The organism is Nocardiopsis deserti, assembly GCF_008638355.1.
Taxonomy (GTDB): domain Bacteria; phylum Actinomycetota; class Actinomycetes; order Streptosporangiales; family Streptosporangiaceae; genus Nocardiopsis; species Nocardiopsis alborubida.
In genome coordinates this window covers 94,295-120,062 of the sequence record NZ_ML703347.1, presented here as the reverse complement: position 1 = coordinate 120,062, position 25,768 = coordinate 94,295, and the positions used below count along the sequence as shown (strand labels likewise).

The 25,768-nt window shown below is 73.4% G+C and carries 16 protein-coding genes; 14 read left to right on the top strand and 2 right to left on the bottom strand.

Annotated features, from left to right (window positions below):
• Nucleotides 1-566: 566 nt before the first annotated feature.
• The 5 genes from FYW99_RS00535 (at nucleotide 567) to FYW99_RS00515 (ending at nucleotide 9,749) form a co-directional block, all read left to right on the top strand.
• Nucleotides 567-944, top strand: coding sequence for a hypothetical protein (locus FYW99_RS00535; protein WP_150248703.1), 378 nt, complete (start codon nucleotides 567-569; stop codon nucleotides 942-944).
• Between the two features lie 615 nt (nucleotides 945-1,559).
• A complete protein-coding gene (locus FYW99_RS00530) occupies nucleotides 1,560-2,699 on the top strand; it encodes a WD40 repeat domain-containing protein (protein ID WP_150248700.1) in 1,140 nt (379 codons plus the stop codon).
• A gap of 144 nt (nucleotides 2,700-2,843) precedes the next feature.
• On the top strand, nucleotides 2,844-5,051 hold the full coding sequence (locus tag FYW99_RS00525; RefSeq protein ID WP_150249792.1) for a WD40 repeat domain-containing serine/threonine protein kinase: 2,208 nt from the start codon (nucleotides 2,844-2,846) through the stop codon (nucleotides 5,049-5,051).
• Between the two features lie 13 nt (nucleotides 5,052-5,064).
• On the top strand, nucleotides 5,065-7,212 hold the full coding sequence (locus FYW99_RS00520; protein WP_150248697.1) for a serine/threonine-protein kinase: 2,148 nt from the start codon (nucleotides 5,065-5,067) through the stop codon (nucleotides 7,210-7,212).
• Nucleotides 7,213-7,499: 287 nt separating this feature from the next.
• Nucleotides 7,500-9,749 (top strand): WD40 repeat domain-containing protein kinase family protein, encoded by a 2,250-nt coding sequence (locus FYW99_RS00515; RefSeq protein WP_190394501.1) that lies wholly within the window; start codon nucleotides 7,500-7,502, stop codon nucleotides 9,747-9,749.
• A gap of 150 nt (nucleotides 9,750-9,899) precedes the next feature.
• Here FYW99_RS00515 and FYW99_RS00510 read toward each other — a convergent pair whose 3' ends face one another.
• Nucleotides 9,900-10,574, bottom strand: a complete 675-nt coding sequence (locus tag FYW99_RS00510; RefSeq protein ID WP_150248694.1) for a hypothetical protein — start codon at nucleotides 10,572-10,574, stop codon at nucleotides 9,900-9,902.
• 199 nt (nucleotides 10,575-10,773) lie between these two features.
• On the opposite strand from FYW99_RS00510, the gene FYW99_RS00505 reads away from it, so the two are divergent.
• A complete protein-coding gene (locus FYW99_RS00505) occupies nucleotides 10,774-11,247 on the top strand; it encodes a GerW family sporulation protein (protein WP_150248691.1) in 474 nt (157 codons plus the stop codon).
• A 123-nt stretch (nucleotides 11,248-11,370) separates the two neighbouring features.
• Here the strand turns inward: FYW99_RS00505 and eccD are convergent, their stop codons facing one another.
• A complete protein-coding gene (gene eccD, locus FYW99_RS00500; protein WP_150248688.1) occupies nucleotides 11,371-12,705 on the bottom strand; it encodes a type VII secretion integral membrane protein EccD in 1,335 nt (444 codons plus the stop codon).
• A gap of 219 nt (nucleotides 12,706-12,924) precedes the next feature.
• On the opposite strand from eccD, the gene eccCa reads away from it, so the two are divergent.
• The 8 genes from eccCa (at nucleotide 12,925) to FYW99_RS00460 (ending at nucleotide 25,677) form a co-directional block, all read left to right on the top strand.
• On the top strand, nucleotides 12,925-16,890 hold the full coding sequence (eccCa, locus tag FYW99_RS00495) for a type VII secretion protein EccCa (RefSeq protein ID WP_394350323.1): 3,966 nt from the start codon (nucleotides 12,925-12,927) through the stop codon (nucleotides 16,888-16,890).
• Between the two features lie 403 nt (nucleotides 16,891-17,293).
• Nucleotides 17,294-18,418 carry a hypothetical protein gene (locus FYW99_RS00490; protein WP_150248683.1) on the top strand — a complete coding sequence of 375 codons (1,125 nt, stop codon included), beginning with the start codon at nucleotides 17,294-17,296 and terminating at the stop codon, nucleotides 18,416-18,418.
• Between the two features lie 339 nt (nucleotides 18,419-18,757).
• Nucleotides 18,758-19,093, top strand: a complete 336-nt coding sequence (locus FYW99_RS00485) for a hypothetical protein (protein WP_150248680.1) — start codon at nucleotides 18,758-18,760, stop codon at nucleotides 19,091-19,093.
• A gap of 40 nt (nucleotides 19,094-19,133) precedes the next feature.
• Nucleotides 19,134-19,424 carry a WXG100 family type VII secretion target gene (locus FYW99_RS00480; RefSeq protein WP_017563398.1) on the top strand — a complete coding sequence of 97 codons (291 nt, stop codon included), beginning with the start codon at nucleotides 19,134-19,136 and terminating at the stop codon, nucleotides 19,422-19,424.
• 14 nt (nucleotides 19,425-19,438) lie between these two features.
• Nucleotides 19,439-19,783 (top strand): hypothetical protein, encoded by a 345-nt coding sequence (locus FYW99_RS00475; protein WP_150248677.1) that lies wholly within the window; start codon nucleotides 19,439-19,441, stop codon nucleotides 19,781-19,783.
• 74 nt (nucleotides 19,784-19,857) lie between these two features.
• Nucleotides 19,858-22,380 carry a serine/threonine protein kinase gene (locus FYW99_RS00470; RefSeq protein ID WP_150248675.1) on the top strand — a complete coding sequence of 841 codons (2,523 nt, stop codon included), beginning with the start codon at nucleotides 19,858-19,860 and terminating at the stop codon, nucleotides 22,378-22,380.
• A 192-nt stretch (nucleotides 22,381-22,572) separates the two neighbouring features.
• Nucleotides 22,573-23,502: an AEC family transporter gene (locus tag FYW99_RS00465; RefSeq protein WP_061079666.1), complete on the top strand. Its 930-nt coding sequence runs from the start codon at nucleotides 22,573-22,575 to the stop codon at nucleotides 23,500-23,502.
• 264 nt (nucleotides 23,503-23,766) lie between these two features.
• A complete protein-coding gene (locus FYW99_RS00460) occupies nucleotides 23,767-25,677 on the top strand; it encodes a serine hydrolase domain-containing protein (protein ID WP_223838596.1) in 1,911 nt (636 codons plus the stop codon).
• Nucleotides 25,678-25,768 lie beyond the last annotated feature (91 nt).

The following is a 25,768-nucleotide window of genomic DNA, read 5'->3' as shown; positions in this document are numbered from 1 at the left end:
GCGACTTCTCTCCGTTTCGTACGACCGTTCCAGTGTCCTCCACATACGGGACCAGCCCTTACACCGGGGTGAAAGCGCGGGCAAAACCGACAGGAACACCGGCATGTCGGGAGAGCTCGCAGACGGCAAAGCCGGGGTTTGACCGGGTCAAGGGCCCGTAACCTGCACGAAGTCGCTGAGAGTCACGACAAACACGCCAAGAGTCGCCGCAACGGGTGACACTGGCGACATCTCCCCCACAATCGGACGGACTTATCGCGGCGTCCAAAAATCGGTCGCACGTTCGGAATACACGCTCTGAGCTGCTGGTTCTTGGTTTGATGAAGTCGAGACCCATTCGTTAAATGTGATATTGGTCACTTGTAGAAGCCTCGACTACCGGGGGTCAGTTGCTGCTAGCATCCGGAGCGCAAAGAATAACTACGAGGTAACGACATCGTTCACGCCTCACCAACTTTGTGGAGGGAACCCGCCAAGGCCACCTGAGGCGGAGCACCTCGGACCGCGGCGACGTGGCCGCACAAGCGAACACGGCACCGCGGCAACCTAGACCACTGGAGACGACCTTGAGTCACTGGCGCCTGAACAACCCCCGGGCCTCCCGGGCGAAATCGGCCCTCGCCAGGCGAATCAAGCACAAGCCCCGCCACGCCTTCTGCGCCCAGCGCGCGATCACGGCACTCCTGGGCGAGCTCGCTTCCGTGACCTCCCGCCAGTTCTACTGGTCGGGCAGCTCCGAGCTGGCCGTCGTCTCGGTCCAGCGCGACGTCAACGTCTGGTGTCGCGACGGCCGCTTCTTCTGGAACGACCTGTTCCACGGCGGCCCCGTCTCGCATCCAGCGAGCGACCCCGTCGGCGCCGCCGAGCTCCTCAACCCCTTCGCGCAGGGGCCCGAGCCGGTCTACGGCCACGGCAGCGTCATCAACCACACGGTCGCCGCCTAAGGCTCCGCGTCCAACCCTGAGACCCCGCGGCCAGCGGAGCCGCTGAGGGACCGGCTCCCGCCCGTGACCCTCTCCCCGCACGCGAACCCGCCAGCGCACTCCCCTGTCCGGTGTACGGCCCCCGTACGAGCGCCGTACGCGCACTGGAGGCCTGCCAGCGGTTCCAGACCCCGCGCGCGGCCCCCGTCGCCCGCGCGGCGCCGTCGTCCCGTGAGAACGGCCCTCTCTCCCCGCACACGCTCCTCGGCCACCTTTCCGGCGCGCGTGCGGACGATTCCTTCCTTCTTCGCCCTACCCGTGCAGAAGGGCTCGACACGCCCCGATCCGGCAGAAGCCCGGGATCCCCTGGCAGACGGGCCGTCCCGCGTCCCGGTTCCGCGGGCCCCGGCGGACCTTTCGCCCGCCACGCGCCACTCCAGCCCCCTCCAGCCGAGAGATCTTCGGACCTGAGGCACCAAAAACTGACAGACTGGCACATAACCTGCCCTAACCCTCCAGAACCATTCCCCACCAGCGGTCTTCTGGGGTTACGGTGGCTGCTGACAACCACACACGCACCGGCCCGGAACCGGCGGGCCGTCCTCGCTCACCCCTGTAACACCCCCCAGAGGACCCATGCGCCCCCTCCACCCCGAAGAACCCTCACGCCTCGGGGAACGACGCCGCCGCTCCCTGCTGCGCGCGGCCGCGCTGGCCGGTGTGGTGGTGCTCCTGGTGAGTGTGGGCCTGTACGCCTTCACCGCTCCCTCCTGGGACCCCGAGGCGGCCGACGACACCGACGGCTGCTCCGCGACCGGATCGGCCGTCTCCGACCGCCTCGCGCCGACCGGGGATCCGATGACCGCCTTCCCCCGGGACGTGCCGCTCGCGCTGTCCTTCTCCCCCGACGGCTCCGTCCTGGCCGTCTCCCAGATCGACACGGTGACCCTGTGGGACTGGCGGGAGTCGCGCGCCATCGCCCGCATCGACCACGACTCCTCCGCCGTGCCGCCGACCCCGGCGGCGTTCAGCCCCGACGGGTGCCTGCTGGCCTACGGAACCCTCGACGGCGCGTCCGTCGTCGACCTGGAGACCGGCAGGAGGCGGGTCGTCGGTGAGGAGAGGGTCGTGCGGTCGATCGCCTTCAGCCCCGACGGCTCCTCACTCGCGCTGGGCGTGCGCAGCGACCCCGACGGACGGCTCCTGCACCTGCACGACACCCGCACCTGGGAGCTGGAGGCACGGCTGTCCGGCTCGGGCGTGCTGGGCTCGATCAGGTACTCGCTCGACGGCAGCGTGGTGGCGGGCGGCGAGGACGGCGGCGGGATCGCCGTGTGGGACACCGGGAGCCTCTCGTCGCGGGGTCTGGTCCGCGAGCGCGCCGGTGTCGGCGCGGCCTCGTTCGACCTCCTCCCGGACGGCTCGGCCGTGCTGCTCATCCGCTCCGGCTCCGTGCTCCTCGTCGCGCCCGGGACCGGGGCGGTCATCCGCGAGTTCGTTCCCGAATCGGACGAGGGCATCCTGGTGGACGTCGCGTACAGCGCCGCGAGCGGCCGCGTGTTCGCCGCCCGGCTGGACCCCGCCACCGGTCTCGGCGACATGGTGGCGTGGCGGTACGCCTCGGCGACCGAGGTCGCGCTGGGCCCGGACCTGCCCCGCGTGTTCCCCATGGCGCTGTCCCCGGACGGTTCCCGGGTGGCGGGCCTGCGCACGGGGACCGGCGACATCGCCGTCTACGACACCGAACTGAGCCTGCTCAACGTGCTCACGCCCTGAGTCGGGCCACGGGCGCACGGTGAACCCGTCCTCCGGACGTCCCGGGGCCGAACCGCTATCTTGGAGGGCGCTCCCCGCCCCCGGCCCAGCTGGAACAGGCACCCGCCCCGTGCCTCCACGCAGTGAGGAACACGTACCGCCGTGCTGGCCCCCCTCGCCTCCGACGAACCGCAGCGCATCGGCCCGCACCGCCTCCTGGCCCGCCTGGGCGAGGGCGGTATGGGCAGGGTGTACCTGGCCCGCACCCCCGGCGGTCACCTGTGCGCCCTCAAGGTGGTGAAGGAGGACCTCGCCCACGACACCCAGTTCCGGGCGCGGTTCGCCCGGGAGATCCGCTCCGCCCAGCGCGTCACCGGCCCCTTCACGCCCGCCGTCGTGGACGCGGACCCCGACGGGGACCCCCCGTGGATGGCCACCGAGTACGTGCCCGGCCCCACCCTCAAGGAGGCCGTGAACGACGGGGGACCGTTCCCTGCGCCGTCCCTGCTGGTCCTGGCCCTGGGACTGTCCCGTGCCCTGGTCACCGTGCACGCGGCCGGTCTCATGCACCGCGACCTCAAGCCGAGCAACGTGCTGCTGTCACCCCGCGGGCCGCAGGTCATCGACTTCGGCATCGCCCGCGCCGTGGAGGGGACCGTCCTCACCCGCACGGGCCAGACCTTCGGCACACCGGCCTACACCTCGCCCGAGCAGGTCGTCGGCGAGGACGTCACGCCGCGCAGCGACGTGTTCTCGCTCGCCGGAGTGGTGGTCTTCGCCGCCGGAGGCGACCCGCCCTTCGGCTCGGGGGACTCCGTCGAGACCCTGCGCCGGGTCATGACCGGGCACCCGTACCTGGACGCGGTCCCCGAGGGCCCGGTGCGCGACCTGCTCGCCCGCTGCTTCGCCAAGGACCCCGAGTGGCGGCCCGACGCCGAGGAGGTGCACCGCGGGCTGTCCGAGCTGCCGCTGCCCCCGGCCGAACACGGCTGGCTGCCCTCCCCGGCCGCCCGGCAGATCGACGTGCGGGAGAACGAGACCCGCAGAGCGGAGGAGGCCGAGCGCACGACCGTGCCGATGGCCGGACGCGGGCCGCGCCCGGACGCGGGCGGCGGGAGTTCCGTGGGCGCTCCGGACGGGGAGAGCCCCGCGGGCACTCCGGACAGCGGGAGTTCCGCGGGCACTCCGGACAGTGGGAGTTCCGCGGGCACTCCGGACAGTGGGAGTTCCGCCGACGCACCGGGCGACTCCTCCGAAAGCAACGACCGGCCGTGGTGGCGGCGCCGCGCCGCCGCCGTCTCCGCCGCTGCGGCCGCGCTGGTCATCGGGGTCGGCGGCACCCTCGCCCTCACCTCCTGGCCCCTCGGGGGCCCGGGGGACGCGCCCGGGGCCGACGCGGCTGACGGCGCCCCGGGGGCCCCGTCAGCCGCGCCCTCCGCGGACGACGCCCCCGAGGTCGACCTGGAGGGGTGGATCTACGACGTGGACTTCTCCGCCGACGGCGAGACCCTCTACGTGTTCGGCATGTCCCTGTCCGCGTGGGACTGGCGCACGGGCGAGCCCGTCGACGTGTTCGAGCCCGCTCCGGGGGGCGCCCAGATCGGCGCGGACGACCACGTGGCCGCCACCTACGACGACGTGATCCGCGTCTGGGACGGCGGCAGCGACGACGAGGTCAACACCTTCGGCGAGGACAACGGCGGCCGCGGCTTCTACGACATGCCCGCGCTGACCTCCGACGGATCCCGGGTCGCCGTGCTCGCCGCCGAGAGCGGCGACCCCCGCGAGGAGCGGGTGATCCAGGTCTGGGACGTGGAGTCGGGCACCGCCGACGTGGAGTTCCCGGTGGACGGGGTCCTCACCGACCTGCACTACACCCCGGACGACTCCCTGCTGGTCGGGGTGGTCATGGAGCACGGGTACGAGGAGTACGTCGGCGTCGCCGTGTGGGACCCCGCGACCGGCGAGCGGCTGCGCCTGTTCGAGGGCGGGGACCACTACGCGGTCGCGCTGTCCCCCGACAGCCGCACCATGGCGCTCCAGAGCGGAGCGCGCCGGGTCGACGTCGTCGACCTCGCCACCGGTGAGGTGGTCGTGCCCCTCGCCGAGCCCTCCGCCGACCAGGAGAGCATCAGCGGCATCGGGTTCTCCGCCGACGGCAGCCGGGTGTACGCGGGGGACTACGGCTGGGCCGACGACCGGGGCAGCGTGTGGGACGCGCGGAGCGGCGAACTCCTCCGCGACGCCGACGTGACGGTGTACTCCCCCATGGGCGCCCATCCCGGGGACGAGTACCTGGCCACCGTGGCCGACGGCGGCGGGCGCGTGCTCGTCCTCGACTCCGACTACACCGTCGTCAACGAGCTGACCTGACCGGAGGAGCCCCATGCGAGACCTCTCCCCCCGGGACCCGCGCCGGGTCGGCCCGTACCGGACCGCAGCCCTGCTGGGCGTCGGCGGCATGGGCCGCGTCTACCTCGGGCTGGACGGGGAGGGCGCCTCCGCCGCGGTCAAGGAGGTGCGCGCCGAGTACGCCTACGACCCCGACTTCCGGGAGCGCTTCGCCCGCGAGCTCGAACTCCTGCGCCGGGTGCACGGCCCCCACACCCCGCGGGTCCTGGACGCCGACCCCGCCGGGCGGACGCCCTGGATGGCCACGGAGTACGTGGCGGGACCCTCCCTGCACGACCTCGTGCAGGCCACCGGTCCGCTGCCCGAGCACACGGTGCGGTTCGCCGCCCGGGGCGTCGCCCAGGCCCTGGAGCGCGTGCACGCGGGCGGGCTGGTGCACCGCGACCTCAAGCCCGGCAACGTGATGGTCTCCGCGGCCGGTCCGCAGGTGATCGACTTCGGGGTCGCCCGTGCGCTGGGCGAGGCGGAGGACGGCCGGATCATCGGCACGCCCGGCTACATGGCGCCCGAGAACGTCCGGAGGCAACCCGGCGGCCCGCCCTCCGACGTCTTCGCGCTCGGCGGGCTGGTCGTGTACGCGCTGACCGGGACCGGACCGTTCGGCGAGGGGCACCCCTCGGCGGTCATGTACCGCATCACCCACCAGGACCCGGTGCTCACGGGGGTGCCCGGGCCGCTGCGCGACATCGTCTCGGCGTGCCTGGACAAGGACCCGGACCGGCGGCCCTCCGCCGCCCGGGTGCTGAGCGCCCTGGGCGGGCCGGTCGAACCCGCCCCCTCCGCCGACACCTGGCTGCCGCCGTCCGCGGTCGGGGTGTTGGAGGGGATCGGCCGGGAGCACCGGTCCGCCGTAGGGGCGGCCCTGCGGGAGGCGGAGGCGGAGGCCGCAGGAAACGGAGGGTTCGCGGGGGACGGGGGATCCTCGGGGGACGGGGGGTCTGTGGGAAACGGAGGGTTCGCGGGGGACGGGGAATCCTCGGGGGACGGCCGCCGACGTCCCGGGCGGCGCCTGCTGGTGGCCGGGGCCGCGGGGGCCACGCTGGTGCTCACCGCCGGTGTGGGCACGTGGGCGGCGGCCACCCTGGGCGCGGAGGAGCCGCCCGCGCCGGAGCGGCCGGGCGAGCGGGAGCGGTGCGAGATCACCGAGCACATCGCGCCGGAGTACGCGCGGGCCGCCCAGGACCCCCCGAGCCTGCCGTCGACCTCGATGGTCAGCACCGCGTTCTCCGCCGACGGCCGGATCGTGGCGGCGGGCGGCACCGAGGGGCTGGCCCTGTGGGACTGGCGCGAGGGGACCGAGATCGCCCGGATCGGGGCGGAGATCGACCCGCTGGGCGGCACGCCCGTCCTCAGCCCGGACGGGTGCCGGATCGGGTACGCCGCCCGGGACGGCGCGCACGTGTACACCCTGGAGACGGGCGAGCACACGGTCTTCCAGCAGGGCACGGACATCGGCGCGATGGCCTTCTCCCGGGACGGGGGTTCGCTGCTGCTGACCGACGGCGGGGCCGGTGCCGACTCCGACCTGCTCCGGGTGGACCTGGGAACCGACCAGGTCACCGACGCCTACGAGGGGGGCGGCGACGCCCTCAGCCTCACGGTCTCGCCGGGCGGGACGTACGTGGCCGCCGTCGGCTACGCGGGCGGGGTGAAGGTGTGGAAGGCGGACGGCGGTGAGCGGGTCATGGCCGCCGAGGGAGCCAAGGCGGGCTTCGGCAACAACCTGGAGCTGCCCAACGACGAGGGCGACGTCGTGTACATGACCGGGACCGGCGTCGTCCACGTGAACTTCCTCGACGACGGGGAGCCGCGCGTCCTCGAACCCGCCGAGGTACCGGAGAACGGGCTGAGCGAGATCGCCCTGAACCCCGCGGCCGACCGCCTGTACGCCAACTACACCTCCGGGGAGGTGATCATCACGGAGGAGAGCGAGGAGCACTACGGGACGAAGGTGTGGGAGTTCTCCACCGGACGGGAGCTGACCGCGCGGGAGGACGCGGAGTACGTCAGCTGGATCACCGTGCACCCGGAGGGCGAGGTGGTCACGGGGCTCCCCCTGGACCATGCGCCGCTGTGGATCATGGAGCCGGAGGACCTGAGCCTGCGCGACAGCATCGGGTGAACCCTGTGGGTGCTGTGGAAGCGGTGGGAGAGGTGAGCACGGCGGGAGCGGTGAACGCGGTGGGAGCCGCGCCAGTCGCGTCCGTCTCGCTGGTCCCGGCTTTTCCAGCCGCCCCAGCGGCCTCCGGACTCCCACCCATCCTAGGAACTCCAAACCCTCCATCCGCCTCGATAGTCCCGATAGCCCTGACAGCCCCGAGTTTCCCAACCGTCCCCGTCCCCCTGGACCTCCCGCTTCCCTCAACCGACTCGTTCCTGCCGCCAGCCGCCCCGAGCCCGTGAGACGCCATGCTCCCTCTGCACCCCCATGACCCGCCCTCCGTCGGCCCCTTCCGCCTGCGCGCACGCCTCGGGGAGGACGCGTACGCACGCGTGTACCTGGCCTCGGCGCCCGGGGAGGCCCCCGTCGCGGTGCGGGTCGTGCGCTCGGAGTACGCGGTCGACCCGAGCTTCCGCACGGCGTTCGCCCGGCTGGTGGAGGACGCGTACGACCTGGAGGCCCGGTTCGTGTGCCGGGTGCGCGCCGCCGACACCGAGGGCGCGGTCCCGTGGGCCGCGGTGGACCGGCCGCTCGGCCCCGCTCTGGCCGACCTCGTGCGCGAGCGCGGGCCGCTGCCCGCGGGCGCGCTGCACGGCCTCGCGCTGGCACTGGCGTCGGGCATCGCCGACCTGCACGCGGCGGGCCGCGTCCACGGATCGCTGTGGCCGGAGGGCGTGGTGCTCTCCCCCGGGTCGGCGCTGCTCGCCGACCCCGGGCTGGAGTGGGCCGTGGCCGAACTCCGGCAGCGCGCGCCCCACCCGTCGTTCGCCGCTCCCGAGGGCGGGGCCTCCCCGGCCACGGACGTGTTCGCGTGGGCGGGCACGGTGACGTTCGCGGCGAGCGGGGTGGAGGGCGCGTCCGGGCTGCCCCGGGTCCCGCTCCAGCTGCGCGGGCTGGTCGAGGCCTGCCTGCGGCGGGGGCCGGAGCTGCGGCCGAGTTCGGCGGACCTGGTGCGCATGCTCGGCGGCGAGGGGTCCGCCGGAGCGGTGCCGTGGCCGCCGGAGGTGCTCGCGTCCGTGCGGGGGGTCGCGGAGCGCCAACGAGGCGCCCTGGACGGCGCGGTGGACGGCGCGGTGGGCGAGGCCGGTGACGCGGACGCGACCCAGCCGATCACCGGTGCGCCCGCGGACCGGAGGAGGACCGCCAGCGGGCCCGCGACCAGCGATGTGAGCGGGACCGTCCCCGAGGACCCCGGAACGCCTGAGGGCCCCGAAGCGCCCGGAGCTCCCGGAGCTCCCGGAGCTCCCGGGGACACCGGCGCGGCCGGGGACACCGGTGCGGCCGGGGACACCGGTGCGGCCACGGGACAGAAGCGGCGCAGGCGCGTTCTGGCGCTGTCCGCCGCCGGGCTGGTCCTGGCCGTGGTGGCCGGGACCGCCGTGTGGAGGTACCGCGAGCCCGCCGGAGAGGAGGCTGCGGGCTCCGGGCGGGAGACCGGCATGATCACCGACGCCTCGTGCCGGGACGGCACGGCGTACCCGCCCCCCGAGGAGGAGGTGGACGGGGAGGCCGTCAACGCGTGGGAGACGGCGTTCAGCCCCGACGGGAGCCTGCTGGCCGTCACCGCCTCCGGCCCCGGACTCATGGTGTGGGACTGGCGCGCACGCGAGGAGGTCGCGCGGCTCTCGAACGCGGCGGCCCTCGGAACGGGCCCGGTGTTCGCCCCGGTCGGCTGCATGGTCGCCGCGGTCGTGCCCACCGCGTACGAGGACCAGGAGTACCCGGTGGCGGTGGCCACCGCCTTCGACCTGCCGTCGGGAACCACCACCGCACACCTGGGGCCGCAGCGGGGGCCGGTGGACGGGGACTGGCCCGCCCCACCGCGCGACGCCCAGCGGGTGTCGTTCAGCCCCGACGGCTCGCTGCTGGGCGTGACCCTGGAGCGGAACGCGGACGTGAACGCGGACAGCGTGGGCCTGGTGGACACGCGGACCGGGGAGCCGAGCGGCTCCCTCGCCCCCGACCTCGCCTACGGGACGGCGTTCGCGGGCCCCGGGCGCGTGGTCACCGACAACGGCGGGACGATCACCGTCTGGGACGCGGGCACCGGCGAGGAGCTGCACACCGTGCGCGGGACCTCCGACACCGGGTTCGCGGTCGTGCCGGACGGAGACGAGGTGCTCCACCTCGACGGCGACCGGATCGTGTGGTGGGACTACGCCGAGCGCACCGAGGCGGCGTCCTTCCCGATCCCGGGGTTCGCCGAGGCGGAGGAGCCGTACTTCCTGGACCTCGTGCTCTCCCCCGACCGGTCCAGGGTCTACGCCAGCTGGTTCCACGTCGAGGGCGACCTCGCGGACGGGGAGGTCCACCACGCCAGCCACGTGTGGGACGCGGCGACCGGCGAGGACCTCGCCGCGGGCAACCCGGACGCCGTCCCCTTCTGGCGCGTGTCCGTCCACCCGGAGGGCGAGGTGCTGGCGGTGACCACCCCCGAGGAGCGGGTCGTCCTGGTGGACCCCGAGACCATGGAGGCGCTGGGGCCGCCGCTGTGGTGACCTCCGGAGACGCTGCCGCACCTCCGGCCCGCCCTGCGCGCCGTGATCTTGTACTTGTAGCGAGGTTCGAGCGTCGACATCGGCTATGAGTACAAGATCATCGCAGTTCAGAACCCGCGCACAACACCGGCGACAGTTCCGGCCAGTCCACTAGGCACCGGTGGCGGCGAGGATCTCCTCCGCCGCCCTGACGGCGCGCGCGACCATCTCCTCCTCGTCGACGTAGGGGACGCCCTCGTAGTCGACGACCTCCGTCGCCGAGTAGTCGACGCTCACACCGACCTGGCCCTGGACCACCTGGAGGTCGACGTCGGTGCCCTCCGGGTCGATCTCCACGACCGCGTAGTCACCGATCTCGATCGAGGGGTCGGCGTCCTCCTCCGCGGGTGCCGAGGTGTCTTCCCTGTAGAGGCCCTCCTTGATCTCCAGGCGGTAGGTGATGCTGTGGCTGCGCGGCGGCGGACCGATGCTCGTGGCCACGGTGATGCACGACATGGAGAGGCCGCCGAGGCTCTCCACGTCCTCGGGGTCGGGGATACCGGCATCGGACTCCTGGCTGCCGGCCCGGTCCTCGGGCGGACCGAGCAGCTCGGTGCTGGTCTCCTCGGAGAGCACCTGGCACAGGTCGTCGGGGGCGAGTTCCATCGGGTCGACCAGCTCGACCGCCGCCTCGGAGGCCCCCTCGGGCGGGGAGTCCTGGGTGTCGGCCCCGGCGGCGTCGGGGGCGTCCGCGGCCTGCTCGGGCTCGCCTCCGCCGCAGGCGGTCAGCAGGAGGGCCAGGACCAGCGCGGTCGCGGTCTTCGTCGTGTGGGGCGCAGGGGGCACCGGGGGTTTCCTTCCTGGGGAACGCGGACGGCGGACACCATATCGCCCTCCCCTCACATTCCGTCACACAGCGTCCCGGAGAACGCGTCCTCCCACCGGCTGCGACCCGGTGTCCGGAACAGGCCAGGAACGTCCCGGGCACCGCGGCCGCGTTACACAATGGGGCGGGTACGCAACCGCCACGAAGGGACCCGCCGCCATGCCGGACAACGTCCTGGGCCGCCGTGCCCGCCGCACCAGTCCCGCCCTGTCCGCGCTGGCCAGGCTGATCGAGAACACCGGCGCTTCGGCGCGGTCCTCGTCGGTGTTCGGCGACCCGGTGGTCGCGGAGGGGTCCGCGGTCGTCCCGGTGGCCCGGGTCACCGCGCTGACCATGATGGGCGGGGGTTCCAGCCGCCTGTTCACCGCGGGCGGGGACGGCGCCGGGGGCACCGGCTTCGTCCGGGTCCGGCCCGCGGGCTTCCTGCTGATCGACCGGGAGGGGGCGCGGTACCGCCCCATCCGGCAGCCCGCCTCGCTCCTCGTCATCCCGCTGGCCGTGGTGACGGCCGCCGCGGCCACCCGCATCGTGGGCGTGTCGCTGCGCGAGGCGCGCCGCCGCCGCGCCCTGACCGCGATGCAGAAGTCCTGCGAGACCGCGCGGACCCCCTGCGGGACCGAGCACACCGACTGACCGGCCGCCCCGGAAGTCACCCCTGGACGACGCCGGACCGCTCCAAGACCCCGGCCCTCAGCAGGAACCGCGTCGCGCCGGACGCGGATTCCTCGACGAGGCGGCGCGGCGCAACCGGCTCCGTTACGCGGTCATCCGCTCCACGAACGCGAACAGGCCCATCCCCCAGGCGAACACCGCGCACATCGCGATGATCACCAGGATCTCCGTCCAGTTGAGGAGGCGGCGCAGCGAGGCCCGCGGCACGTCGGTCAACCGCACCCAGCTCAGCACGCCCAGCACGATCCCCGCCACGAGCACGACCAGCGGCAGCCACGGCGCCAGGAACGGGTACTCGCCGACCGCCGCGACACCAGCCGCGCCCAGGCCCAGCACCCCCGCCAGGCGCAGCGGCAGCACGTGCCGGATCCGGTCGAACAGCCGCGAACGCAGCACCAGCAGCAGCGAGAGCAGTACGCACAGCAGCAGGTCGGGCAGGCCCGTGGCCAGGTAGGCCAGCAGCACGGTCGTCGCGCCGCCACTCACCGCCGCGCCCAGCACGATGCCCAGCAGGATGCGGTCGGTGTTGCCGAAGGTGTCCTCGAACCGCTCCGTGGTGACCTGCCCCGAGCGCCCCACCTCGTAGTCGAGCCCGGACAGCCCGCCCATCACCATCGCCACGCGCGGCAGCGCGCCCACGCACAGCGCCAGGACCAGCCCCATGGACCGGGCCCCCTGCGCCGGCTCCACGAAGACGCCCACCACCACGAGCACTCCGGCCGTCACCGCGACCACGCCGAGCGCGCAGATGTAGGCCAGCCCCGTCTCGTGCATCGTCCAGCCGATCACCGCCACCAGCAGGGCGCCGGACAGCGCGAAGGCCGCCAGCACCAGGAGGTTCGCGTCGGTCAGCAGGTTGGCGGCGAGCACGGCGGTGACTGCGCCCCACGCGCAGGCCGTCGCGAAGAGCACGTGGGCGACGGCGGGCAGCGGCCTGCGCGCGGCGAGCAGCATCACCGCGACCGTGAACAGGGTTCCCGCCGAGGCGATCCCCATGTGCCAGGCGGACGGACTCAGCCGCATCATCAGCCCCAACAGCAGCAGAGGGCCGATGGCCGCGACGAGGAGGCCGAAGGCCAGCGTCGTCGCCGGGTTCCAGATGTGCGCGGTCGCGTCGACGCGGTCCTCGACCGCGCCGCGGACGTCGTCCACGTGCGCGGGCCTGCCCTGCGCGGTGCGGCGGCCCAGCATCAGCACGTCGCCGTCGTAGACGCCGGCGCTCTCCAGCGGCTGGTCCGGGTGGACGGGCTCGCCCTCCACGGTCGTGAGCGTCCACCCGGCGGGTTCGGTGCCCTCGTCCTCGGGCGCGCAGACCTCGAGGATCCGGGGCATCAGCGTGGCCACGGGAACCGTTCCGGGAAGTGCCAGATCGGCCCAGCGTTCCGGTCCGGTCACCGTGACCCGGCAGTATCCACTCACACCAAGAATTCCTTTGTCGTTCGTCGTGGGAGGTTGTCACCCTCGGGGGGAGGGACGGACGCGAATTAGGCGATTCGCGGGGATCGCGAGATCATTCCTAGCGTAGCCACCCAGACACCAGCCCCCGTAGGCGGACCGAAAGAGATCCCTGTGGCGACGAGACCCGTACCCCGCCCAGCTCGCAGCGTCCCGACTGCCCCCGGGAACACTCCGCTCGTCATCGCGACCCCTCCGCAGATGCCGGAGAACCCGCCCTCGTCGAGTTCCGGCGCGATGATCATCATGCCGATCATCACCGGTTCGGGCTCCCTGCTGATGTCCATCACCATGGGCCACCGGCCGCTGATGGCCGTCGCGGGCGTGATGATCATGATCGCCAGCGTGGTCGTCGGCATCATCATGTTCGTGGCCCAGCACAGCGGCCCGCGCCAGCGGATCCGCGAACAGCGCGAACGCTACGTCGACTACCTCGACCAGCTCCGCGAGATCGTCCGGGACGTGGCCTCCCTCCAGCGCGCCGACAGCGCGTTCCGCCACCCCGACCCGCAACTGCTCATCGATCCGGCGCGGTCGCGGGCGCGCCGGTGGGAGCGGCGGGCCTCCGATCCGGACTTCCTGGACCTGCGCGCGGGCACCGGGACGCGCCCCCTGGCCCGGCGGCTCAGGCTCAAGGTCGACACCTCCTCGCCGCTGATCGTCTACGACCCCGTCTGCCAGGGGGCGGCCGACCAGCTCATCGAGCTGTACGCGGACGTTTCCGAGATGCCGCTGGTGCTGCCGCTGCGCGAGCACGGCGTGGTGTCGGTCGTGGGCGACCGCGAGGCCGCGCGGGGGCTGGCCCGCTCGCTCGTCGCGCAGATGGCCACCTTCCACTCCCCGCACGACCTGCGGATCGGCGTGGTGCGCGACAACAAGCTGCGCTCCCACTGGGAGTGGCTGAAGTGGCTGCCGCACAACACCTTCGACGACGCCAAGGACGGGCCGATGCCCGCCCGGTTCGTCGCGGTCAACACCGTGCAGATCGCCGAACTGCTCTCCGACGAGATCGAACGGCGCACCGTCGACCTCCAGCGGCGCCGCGGCGCCCCGCCCGGTCCGGGCACCCAGCGCCTGGTCGTCGTCCTGGACGGCGAGTACCAGTCGACCCTGTCCGGCCTGCACGCCGAACCGCCGGTGACCTCCCTGGCCGACCTGGGCATCCACGTGATCGCCCTGGTGGCGGACCGGCGCGAGGAGCCGGAGGGGGTGGACCTGCGGCTGCGCATCGACGCCGACGGCACGCTGACCGAGGTCACCGAGCACGCCGACGTCTCCGGGGACTCCCCGCGCGTCCCGCTGGAGGGCCGTGCGGACCGCTCCGGCGTCGCGCACCTGACCTCCCTGGCCCGCGTCCTGGCCCCGTACGGCATCGCCGTCACCGACAACGACGACGCCATGCACGCCACCGTGGGGCTCCCGGAGATCCTGGGCGTGGCCGACGTCGCCCAGCTGGACACGCGGCAGACCTGGCGCAGGCGCAGCACCGGCGACTACCTGCGGGTGCCGATCGGCGTCGGGCCGAGCGGCAACACGGTCCTGCTGGACCTGAAGGAGTCGGCGTTCGGCGGCATGGGCCCGCACGGCCTGGTGGTCGGCGCGACCGGTTCGGGCAAGTCGGAGATGCTGCGGACCATGGTGGCGTCGCTGGTCATCAACCACTCGCCGGAGTCGCTCGCGCTGCTGCTGGTGGACTTCAAGGGCGGCGCGACCTTCGCCGACACCGACCGGCTCCCGCACAGCACCGGCCTGATCACCAACCTGGCCGACGACGACTCGCTGGTCCTGCGCTTCCGCGAGGCCACCTACGGCGAGCTGGTGCGCCGCCAGCAGATCCTCAAGAACGCGGGCAACCTGCCCAACCTGCACGCCTACGAGGCGGCCCGGGAGAACGACCCCGGGATGGAGCCGCTGCCGCACCTGCTGATCATCATCGACGAGTTCTCCGAGCTGCTCACGGCGCACCCCGACTTCGCCGAGCTGTTCGTGGCCATCGGGCGCATCGGCCGGTCGATCGGCGTGCACCTGCTGCTGGCCACCCAGCGCCTGGAGTCGGGCAAGCTCAAGGGCCTGGAGTCGCACCTGTCCTACCGGGTGGGCCTGCGCACGTTCTCCGAGGCGGAGAGCCGCGAGGCCATCGGCGTGGGCGACGCCTACCACCTGCCGCCCGAGCCGGGCTCCGGCTACCTGAAGGTGGACACGTCGGTCTTCGAGCGGTTCAAGGCGGCGATGGTGTCGCAGCCCTACGAGCCGCCGGTCCAGGAGAAGCAGGAGGAGCACGAACCGGTGCTGCCCCTGCTGTCCTTCAACGGGCTGAACAAGGTGACCGGTGCGGGCTCGCTGGTCGAGTCCCTGATGGAGTCGGCCCGCGGCAGGGGCGAGGAGTCCGGGCCCAAGGCGGACAAGCGCACCACGCTCCAGGTCACGGTGGACCGGCTGGTGGCCTCCGGCGCGGAGAAGGTCCGGCCGATCTGGCTGGAGCCGCTGCCGGAGCTGCTCACCCTCGACAGGGTGCTGGAGGACCTTGGCGAGGGCGAGGACCTGGAGGGCACCGGAACCGAACCGCGCCCGTCGGACGTGCGCGCCGTCATCGGCCTGACCGACATCCCCCGGGAGCAGCGCGTCGTTCCGGCCGAGATGGACTTCACCGGCGCCGAGGGCAACGTCATCGTCCTGGGCGGCCCCCAGTCCGGCAAGTCGACGCTGCTGCGCACGGTGGTCGCGAGCCTGGCGTGGCGGTACCCGCCGGGCCGCGTGGGCGTGTACGCGATCGACTTCGGCGGCGGCGCGCTCCAGGCTATGGAGGAGCTGCCGCACGTGGCGGGCGTGGCCGGGCGGGCCGACCCGGAGAAGGTGCAGCGGGTGCTGGTGGACGTGCGCGCCCAGCTGGACCGGCGCCAGCGCGTGTTCCGCAAGTACCGGCTCGACTCCCCCGCCGCGCTGCGCCAGGCCCGCGCGGACGGGACGGTGCCCGCGAACGTGGTGGGCGACCTGTTCCTGCTGGTCGACGGCTGGTCCTCGGTGCGCGACACCTTCGACGAGGCCGACGAGGTCCTGATGGACATCGCCACCCGGGGCCCGTCCCTGGGCGTGCACACGATCCTGACCGGCGCCGCGTCCTCGCAGATCCGGTCCCGGTTGCAGGCGCTGTTCGGCGGCCGGTTCGAGCTGCGGCTGAGCGACCCGATGGACTCGGGGATCGGACGCAAGGCCGCCGAGGCCCTGCCCAAGGACACCCCGGGGCGCGGCCTGACCGCGGAGGAGCACCACACGCACGTGGCGCTGCCGCGGGTGGACGCGGTGGCCAGCGACGAGGACGTCACCGACGGGATCCGGGACCTGGTCAAGCGGATCGGGGAGCGCTGGCCGCAGAAGGCCGTCCAGGGCGTCAAGACGCTGCCCTCCAAGGTGGACCTGGCCGACCTGCTCAAGGGCCGCCGGGCGCCGAAGGGCCGCGGCACCGAGCTGGTGGTGGGCCTGGCCGAGAGCACGCTGGCACCGGTCACCACGAACCTGTCCCGGGACCCGCACCTGGTGGTGTACGGCGATCCGCAGACCGGCAAGACCGCCCTCCTGCGCGGGCTGGTCAAGCAGGTCGTGCAGCGCCCGCCCACGGAGATCGGCGTGGTCATGGTGGACTTCCGCCGCAGCCACCTGGAGCTGGTCCCGGAGGACCACCTGCTGGCCTACTGCACGAGCGCGGAGCAGACCCAGGCGGTCGCGGCGAACCTCGCGGGGTCGCTGAAGCAGCGCCTGCCGGGGCCGGACGTGACCCCCAAGCAGCTGCGGGAGCGCAGCTGGTGGAAGGGCCTGGACCTGTTCATCGTCGTGGACGACATGGACATGCTGGGGGCGAGGGCGAACCCGCTCGCGCCGCTGGTGCCCTTCATCGCGCAGGGCTCCGACCTGGGACTGCACATCATCGCGGCGCGCCGCACGGGCGGTTCGGCGCGGGCCATGTTCGAGCCGGTGCTCCAGGCGCTCAGCGACATGGCCACGCCGGGCGTGCTCTTCTCCGGCGACCGGATGGAGGGGCGCCTGGCCAACGGCACCGCGTCCAAGCAGTTGCCGGTCGGCCGCGCCCAGCTGGCCCGCCGCGGTCAGCGTCCGGACCTGGTCCAGGTGGGGTGGAGCGAGCCGCCCGCGTGACCCGGAGGCCCGCGCCGCGACAGGCGGTGCGGGCCTCCGGATGGTGCGGGCCTCCAGGCGGCGCGAGGGGGCACGCACACGACGCGGGCCCGTCGCCGTGGCCGGATGTGGCCACGCGAACCCGGGCGGACCGCGTGCTCCCGGGGCAGTGTTCGCCGCCTCCGCGGTCCGGGGAGGCCCGCGTGACGGGCCTCCCCGGCGGCGCTCGGGACCGCCGCGGGGCGGGGCACGGCGGCTCGCGGCGGCTCGGTGACGCTCCGGCCGGGGCGTCGTGTCGTCCCGGACCGGATAATGGGTACCGCGTTCCGGACCGAACCCCGGCGGCCCCGGGGTAGTCCCACCCCGTGCCCCGTGCCCCCCGTGGCTTCCCGACCGACCCCGTCGTCCCCCGAAAGGCAGCTCCATGCGGCGCCCCCTCGCCCTGACCTCGGCAGTGTGCCTGCTCGCCCTGACCGCGTGCACCGGCACGTCCGGCGACTCCGGCGGCGAACCCGGAGGCGCGGAGGAACTGGCCGAGGAGGGGTTGTCCGGCCTGGCCCTGCTGCACCGGGGCTTCGAGGGCGGCGATCCGGAGACCGACCAGGTCCTGGTCTTCCACGACCCCGAGACCGGGCAGCCGCTCCAGCGGATCGCGCTGCCCGACGGCGCGGTCGACCCGATGGCCCGGGACCTGTCCGTGCACGCGCAGTTCTCCGCTGACTGGACGTACTTCGCCTACGTCACCGAGGAGCCCAACGCCGTGCAGGTGGCCACGCTCACCGACCCTCAGGAGTCCGGCGCCGAGGAGGTCTCCTACCAGCCGGTCGAGTCCGTCCCCTCCTCGGAGGGGGAGGTCCTGTCCCGTCCGGTCATCAACGGCGACCGGCTGTGGTTCGTCTCCGACACCCCGCAGGACGGCGTGCCCCCGCAGGTGCTGTCGGTGCCGCTGGAGGCCCCGACGGGCACCCCCAACCAGGAGGGCAGCCTCCTGATCGGCGAGAACCAGCGGCCCAGCGACTGGGCGCTGACCCCGGACGGGTCGCTGCACATCCGCAACAGCGTGCAGACCCGGCAGAGCAACGCCGTCGACGGCGGCAGCCTCGTGGTGCGGGAGACGGCGGACAGCGTCGTCAACGCGACCCTCAACGTCGACGGCGGCCAGTGGCAGACCTTCGACAACTCCCTGGTGTGGGGCGGGGGCACCGCCCTGCTGCGTCCCGACGCCCCCGCCGACGGCGGGGAGCCCCCGGCGGGCGCGTACCTGGTGACTGTGGAGGGACAGGGCCACACGGCCACACGGTTGCTGGAGGAGAGCGACGGGCCGGTGGCGCAGTACGCGCCCTCGCCCGAGCGCGACGCGGTCCTGCTCCAGACCAGCGGGGCCTGGCACCGGGTGGACCTGGCCGAGGGGGAGGCGGGAGAGGCCGCGGAGCTCTTCCCCCGCTTCCACGACTCGTCCATGGACGGCTGGCCGCTGGCGGTGCGCTGGGTGACGGAACCGGTGACCGCGGACCCGAGCGCGAGCCCCGGTGCGGACGGCGGCCAGTGAGAGCGGCGACGGTCCGCGTCGGCCGAACGCCCGACCGGACCGGTGGACGGCCGGGCCGGTCCTCCCCCGCCCCGGCCGGGTCCGTGCACGGCGGCGTCCGACCGGACCCGTGGCCGGAAGCGGTCAACCGCCGCGCGCGGGACGCTGCCTGCGATCGGGCCGATCGCCGCCCACAGACCCATGTCACAAGAAGCGCACCTCCGTTGACCGAGAGGTGCGATCCTTACTATCGTCCGTATTCTCCCCTCTTTACCGTGGCCACACGAATCCCCGCTCACACGCGGCCCGAAACGGCGAAGAGGCGGCCCCTTCCACCCCCACATCCCGGGAAAGGCCCAGATGTCCCACGTCGGTCTTGAAAACGTCAACAGCCTCGCGGTCGGCGGTGAGCAGCTCGGGCAGGAGTCCGAGGGCATCCGCACCCAGATGAACCAGCTCATCCAGGACATGAGCAACGACGCCGACGCCCTCCAGGGCGAGGCCCTCGCCCGTTTCCGCGAGGCCCGCGAGCAGCTCACCGAGCGCTTCGACGAGCTGATGTCCTGGTGCAACCAGAACGGCATCAAGCTGAACGAGGGCCAGGGGCAGTTCAACATCACCGACTCCGACTCCAGTTCCGACTTCTCCCAGGCCGGAAGCGACCTCGGCGGCCTCTCCCGCCCGGTCAACGCCTGAGGCGTTCCCCCTCCCCCCGTTCTCCGCAGAAAGGTTTCCCATGAGTCAGTTCGACGTGTACGGCGACGTCGCGGGCCTCCAGGGTCTGGCCGAGGACCAGCAGGCCCACCTCGGCCGCTTCTCCGCCATCATGAGCCAGATCAACGAGCAGTCCCAGAGCACCGTCAGCCAGTGGGAGGGCTCGGGCAGCTCCCAGTTCCAGTCCAAGGCCACGGAGTTCGACACCCAGTTCTCCGAGGTCAACGCCGCCTTCGCCAAGGTGATCGCCGCGACCGGCAACACCGCGGACAACTACGGGAGGCTGACCCGCTACCTCGACGGACTGTTCTAGTAGGCTGAGCGGCGATGTCGTCCCCATCCCCCGCGTCCGCTCCGGCGGACCCGGATCCGCAGCTTCCCGAGGCGTTCCACTACACGCCCAACGAGGAGAAGTACGTCCTCCAGGCGGACGCCCTGCGACACCGGCAGCTGCGGTCGGCCCTCATGTACGGTTCGAGCCGGTACTGGCGGCGGCGGCAGCAGGTGTGGCCCGCGGTGATCGGCGGGCTCATCCTGGTCGCGCTGATCTGCGGGGTCATCGCCCTCATCGGGGCCTTCGGCAGGCAGCAGGAGGTCAACGAGGAGCGCGGTTGGGGCGCCCGCCAGCAGATGTTCCAGAGCCCGGCCACCGAGGAGCCCTCGTCTCCGTAGCACCCGGTGCCGCCTCCCCCGTCTCCTGACGGGGATCCTCCACACCACGAACACCACCAGGGGGTCGCTCTCCCATGTCCGGCTCCGAGCACGCCGCCTGGGCGCCCGGTTACGGCAACCCGGCCCTGCTCCGCCAGGGGCGCCGCGCCCGGATCGTGCGGGCCACGCGCTCCACGAGCGGTGCCGACGTCGTGCTCAAGGTCCTGCCCGAGCACCTGGGACGCGCCGAGCTGAACCAGCTGCGCGACCTCAGCGGGGTCCCTGGTGTGGTCCCCCTGCTGGACGCGGGGACCACCGCCGAGGGCGACCTGTTCGTGGTGCTGCCGTTCTACGAGGACGGCTCCTTCGGCGACATGCTCGCCCGGAGGGGGCCCGCTCCGATCCAGGAGGCGGCGGCCGTCTCGCGGAGCGTGGCGGCGGCGCTGGGATCGATGCACGGGCGCGGGCTGCTGCACGGGGACGTGTGCCCCGGCAACATCCTGCGGGCCGGCCGGACCCCGGTGCTGACCGGCTTCGGTTCCGTCCACCGGTCCGGGGAGGCCCTGCCCCCGCCCGACCCGGCGACGGAGTCGTTCCTGCACGCGGCGCCCGAGGCGCTGCGGGGCGGGCCGCGCACGCCCGCCTCCGACGTCTACCAGCTGGCGTCCACCGTCTGGACGATGCTGGTGGGGCACACGCCGTTCTCGTCGACGGACGGAACGCCGTTCGATCCCCGCGGCTACGCCGAGCGCGTCCTGACGCAGGACCCCAAGCCGGTTCCCCGCTCCGACATCTCCCGCAAGCTGCGGGGAGTGCTCACCCGGGCGCTGGCCAAGCTGCCCGAGGAGCGCTTCGCGACCCCGGCGGCGTTCGCCTCGGCCTTCGAGCAGGCGCGCATGTCCCGGCCCGCCACGGCGCCGGGCGCGACCGGCGGCCAGGAACCCCTGAGCGGTGCGCAGGCGCCGATGAGCGGGCCCCAGACGCCGATGTCAGGGCCGCAGGCGCCCGTGACGGGCTTCCAGACCCCGGCCGCGGACGCACAGACCCCGCACTCCGGACCGCAGCACCCCGCGGCACCGGCGCAGACGCCCGCGTCAGGGCCGCAGACGCCCATGCCGGGACCCCAGTCCTCCGTGTCCGGTGCCCAGAGCCCGGCGTACGCGCCTGATCCGGCGGCACCGCGCCCTTCGGCGTCCGGGCCGCAGCGACCGGTACCGGACCCCGAGGCTCCCGTGTGGGAACAGCGCCCCCACACACCGGACCCGCAGGCCCCGGTGCCGGGTGCGCAGGCGCCGATGAACGGGCCCCAGACGCCGATGTCAGGGCCGCAGGCGCCCGTGACGGGCTTCCAGACCCCGGCCGCGGACGCACAGACCCCGCACTCCGGACCGCAGCACCCCGCGGCACCGGCGCAGACGCCCGCGTCAGGGCCGCAGACGCCCATGCCGGGACCCCAGCTTCCGCCTCCGCCGTACGCCACCGGTCCCCAGCAGGACGCCTACACCCCCTGGACGGGCCCGCAGGCCCCTCCCCCTGCGCCTTCCCGGCCACAGACCCCGTCCGGCGCGGACGCCCCGCCCTCCCCGGCCCCTCCTCCCCCGGGCCCGCAGACCCCGCCCGCCACGGCGTGGTTCCGGCCCTCGGGCCCCCAGGCCTCGCACGCACCCGCCGCCCCGCACGTCGCTCCGGCCGCCCCGCAGCACGCACCGCCCCTCCCCGGGGGCGCGGCCCCGCACCCGGCGACAGGAACGCAACAGCCCCAACAGCCGCAGCCGCCACAGTCACGTGAACTCAGGCCCCGGCACACCGGGCTGGAGGGGAGCAGGCTCCCGGCCGTCGACGCGGGCGGCACCGCCGAGATCATGATGGCGAAGCTGCGCGGCGAGGAGATCTCCGCGCTGCGCGCCTGGTCGCGCCTGGAGGGCTGGACCGGCACCGCCGAGTCCTCCTCCCTGCCCGTGGACGAGTCCGCGCTGGCCGAGGACGACGCCCCCTCCTGGGGGCCGGTGCCCGAGACCGAGCAGGACCAGCCGCGGTGGCGCCGCCACCTCCACATCGCCGTGACCGTGTGCGGCATCCTCATGGTCACCAGCCTCTCCGGGGCGTTCGCCGCTCTGGAGTCACCGGCCCCGGTGGTCGCGGCCGCCGAACAGGAAGCCGAACCGGAGCCCGCGGCCGAGGAGGAGGCCGCCGGGCCGGTCGTCGACCCCTCGGCTCCGCCCGAGGTCTCCGCGCCGACGAACGTCGTCCTGGCGGACAGCCTCAACGCCGTCGAACTCAACTGGACCGACAACAGCGGTGGCACCGCCTCGTTCTTCGTGCTGGGCGGCCCCTTCGGCCACGAGGCCGCCACCCTGGCCCGGACCGGCCCCGGCGTGGTGTCCGCGCAGGTCGCCACCGGCTACACGGGCATGGAGTACTGCTTCACGGTGATCGCCGTGGACGGCTCCGCGTCCGCCGCCGAGGAGGTCTGCACGACCCGCGCCGCCGACCGCGCCGAGGCCGAGCGCCTGGCCGAGGAGGAAGCCGCGGAGGAGGCCGCCCGGGAGGCGGAGGAGGAGGCCGCCGAGGAGGAGGAGCCCTCGCCGTCCCCCGAGCCGGAGGAGACCGCGGAGTGAGGCGTCGCGCCGGAGCCCGTAGCGCCCCGACTCCCACTGCGCCCATGGCAGGCCGAAACCCCTACCGCGCACCACGAACCGCACCGTAGGCCGCCACAACGCCCACGCCGGTGTGATCTGCGACGTATCGCCGGAACGCGACCTTGGATAGCGTCTTCGGGTTGTGTCGCGCGTGCGCAGTGGGGGCGCCTCTTGTCCGGGGTCTTGATCGGTTTCGGTGTCATCACCAGCATCGTCGTCATCGGCTACATGCTCGGGCGCATCCCCCTCCTCGGCCCGGGGGCCAAGGAGGTGCTCACCAAGCTCGCCTTCTACGTGGCCAGCCCCGCGCTGCTGTTCACGATCCTGGCCGACGTCGACCTCTCCGTCCTGGTGTCCGGGCCGGTCCTGGTCAGCGTCCTCAGCGTGGCCGTCGTGGCGCTCGCCTTCGTCGTGTTCGGACTCGTCCGGCGCCAGGGCGTCGGACTGACCACGGTCGGCGCGCTCGCGTCCTCGTACGTCAACGCGGGCAACCTGGGCATCCCCATCTCCGTCTACGTGCTCGGCGACGCGTCCCTGGTCGCACCCATCCTGCTCACGCAGCTCCTGGTCCTGGCCCCCGTCGGGCTCACCCTCATGGACCTGGCCGACGGCGACGTGCGCGGGGTGGGCCCCGTCTTCCGGCGGGCGCTGGGCACGCCGGTCCGCAACCCCGTGGTGATCGCGTCCCTGGCGGGTGTGGCCGTCTCCGCCTCGGGCTGGGTTCCGCCCGAACCCCTGATGGAGCCCTTCCACCTGATCGGCGGCATGGCCGTCCCCGCCATGCTGCTGGCCTTCGGGATCTCCCTGCACGGCAGCCCGTTCCCCGGCCGGGGTCCGGAACGGGTGCCGATGCTGGTCGCCGTGGCGCTCAAGTCCGTGGTCCAGCCGCTGGCGGCGTGGGCCCTGGGCGCCCTGGTCTTCGACCTGGACGCCTCCAGCCTGTTCTCCGTCGTCGTGCTGGCGGCCCTGCCCACGGCCCAGAACGTCTTCAACTACGCCACCCAGTACCGCACCGGCGAGGTGATGGTCCGCGAGGTGGTGCTCGTGACCACCTTCCTCACCATCCCGGCGCTGCTCACCGTCACCTTCCTGCTGGGGTGAGCCGGAGTCGAGTCGCCTCGGAGGCGCCGCGCCCCTCGACGCCGTCTGCGGGGGCTCCTCGCGCGCCCGTGAGGTCGCGGACGACGCCGCAGCCCGACAACGCGGACACGGAGGCGACCACGCCCGTTCCCCCCTCCGCTCCGGACCCGGAACCCTCCCGGTGGTGGAGCTGGCTGTAGTACCGGAACGCCCGTCCGTACCAGTGCTCCGAACAGCGCCGAATCCTAGGTTCGAGGGGTAGCGAAAACACCCTGGGAGCCCCTGATGCCACGAGTCCCCCGCGTCCTGCCGATGCTGGCCGCGCCCCTGATGATCGCCGCCGTCCTGGCGCCCGGAGCGGCCTCGGCCGCCGCCGCGCCCGGCGTCGCCGCGGCCCCGCCGGGCGCCCCGGCCGAGGCCGTACCGCTCAACTCCGAGACCGCGCGTGAGTTCGTGGACACCCGCGTCGCCGAACTGCTGGAGGAGCACGGGGCGCCCGGCGTCGCCGTGACCGTCGTGGCCGGGGGTGAGCAGATCGCCTCCGCCTCCCACGGGTACGCCGACCTCGCCACCGAAACCCCCATGGACCACACGGTCCACACGCTTCCCACCGGCTCGGTGTCCAAGTCCTTCACCGCGGCCGCCGCCCTCCTCCTGGCCGAGGACGGGGAGATCGACCTGCACGAGGACGTCAACACCTACCTGCCCGAAGCCGCCCGGCTTCCCATGGACGGCGTCACGATGCACCACCTGCTCACGCACACCGCCGGGTTCGCGGACGTGCTCGACTTCCCCTCGGCCGGGGACACCGAACGGCACCTGACCCTTGAGGAGGTGTACGGCACGCTCAAGCCCGAGGCGCTCTACGAGCCCGGCCGGTTCACCGCCTACTCCAACCACGGGAACGGCCTGGCCGGGTACGTCGTCCAGGAGGTGAGCGGCCAGCCCTTCGAGGAGTACGTCGACCAGAACCTGTTCGAGCCGCTGGGCATGGACAGGAGCGCGTTCCTCCAGATCTACGACGCCCGCGAGGTCTACGAGGTCCCGACGTTCCACCTGCCCGACGGCAGCGCGGCCGGGGACCTGCACGTCTCCCAGGCGCCCGCGGGCGCCTCCCTCGCCTCGACCGACGACATGGCCCGGTTCATGCTGGCCCTGCTGGACGGGGGCGAGATCGACGGCGAGCGCGTACTGCCCGCCCACGTCGCCGAACAGATGCTGGCCAGCCAGCACGAGTCCCACCCGGAGGCCCCCGCCGTGGGCTACGGCACCTACCAGTGGCGGGGCGGGGAGTCCCCGGTCATCGGCCACGCCGGCGACCTGACGGGCATGCACACCGCCTACACCCTGGTCCCCGGGATCGACGCCGGGATGTTCGTCGCGGTCAACGGCGACGACTCCGTCGCGGGAAACCCCCTTGAGGACCTGCGGATGGCGGTGACACAGGAGTTCTCGGACACGTTCGACCCGCAGGTCCCGCCGACCGGGGAGGCCGACACCGGCGCCGACCTCGGCGCCTACACGGGCACCTACGTCAGCAGCCGCCGCGCCGCCAGCGGGCCCGGCCAGATCGTCGCCCTCTTCGACAACATGACCGTGCGCGACGCCGGGGACGGCACCCTCTCCGTCAACGGCGCGATGGCGGCGGACGACCGCTGGCTGCCCCTCGGCGGGGGACGGATGTCCGCGGAGAACGGTGAGGACCGGCTGACGTTCCTGGAGGAGGACGGCGAGGTCGTCGCCCTGGCCACGGACAGCAACGCCACCCAGGTCTACGAGCGGAGCACTCCGCTGACCAGCCCGATCACGCACGGCGTGGTCACCGCCGCCGGACTGCTCGTCCTGTTCACCGCGCTCGTGCAGTTCCGCCGCGCACCGGACCGGTTCACCGTCCTCGCCCGCGTGCTGGCCTCGCTGACCGCGCTGAGCTGCTTCGCCGCCGTCGGGTTCATCGTGTACGGGCTGCTCGACAGCCACACGCTGGAGCAGTGGATCTTCGGTGAGTCCCTCGCGCTCACCCTGCCGCTCACCGTGGCCGTCCCGCTCACCCTGGCCACCGCGGCCGTGGCCGTGACCGCCTGGGTCAGAGGGTGGCTGCGCCCGGCCGGGCGGGTCCACCTCTCCCTGGTCGTCCTGGCCGCGACGGCCGTCATCGTGACGGGGGCCCAGTACGGCTTCGTGCTGCTGGTGCCCTGAACAGACCCGGGTCCGGAGCCCCGTCCTGGTTCCGGACCCGACGCGGGCTCCGGCGCGGGCTGAACCCGGCGCGGGCTGAACAAGGAACTAA

Bases quoted from the DNA above. Each gene is read 5' to 3' on its own strand.
- FYW99_RS00530 (WP_150248700.1), top strand. From the start codon at position 1,560: ATGCGCCCCCTCCACCCCGAAGAACCCTCACGCCTCGGGGAACGACGC.
- FYW99_RS00515 (WP_190394501.1), top strand. From the start codon at position 7,500: ATGCTCCCTCTGCACCCCCATGACCCGCCCTCCGTCGGCCCCTTCCGC.
- FYW99_RS00475 (WP_150248677.1), top strand. From the start codon at position 19,439: ATGTCGTCCCCATCCCCCGCGTCCGCTCCGGCGGACCCGGATCCGCAG.
- FYW99_RS00470 (WP_150248675.1), top strand. From the start codon at position 19,858: ATGTCCGGCTCCGAGCACGCCGCCTGGGCGCCCGGTTACGGCAACCCG.
- FYW99_RS00480 (WP_017563398.1), top strand. From the start codon at position 19,134: ATGAGTCAGTTCGACGTGTACGGCGACGTCGCGGGCCTCCAGGGTCTG.
- FYW99_RS00520 (WP_150248697.1), top strand. From the start codon at position 5,065: ATGCGAGACCTCTCCCCCCGGGACCCGCGCCGGGTCGGCCCGTACCGG.
- FYW99_RS00505 (WP_150248691.1), top strand. From the start codon at position 10,774: ATGCCGGACAACGTCCTGGGCCGCCGTGCCCGCCGCACCAGTCCCGCC.
- FYW99_RS00485 (WP_150248680.1), top strand. From the start codon at position 18,758: ATGTCCCACGTCGGTCTTGAAAACGTCAACAGCCTCGCGGTCGGCGGT.
- FYW99_RS00460 (WP_223838596.1), top strand. From the start codon at position 23,767: ATGCCACGAGTCCCCCGCGTCCTGCCGATGCTGGCCGCGCCCCTGATG.
- FYW99_RS00490 (WP_150248683.1), top strand. From the start codon at position 17,294: ATGCGGCGCCCCCTCGCCCTGACCTCGGCAGTGTGCCTGCTCGCCCTG.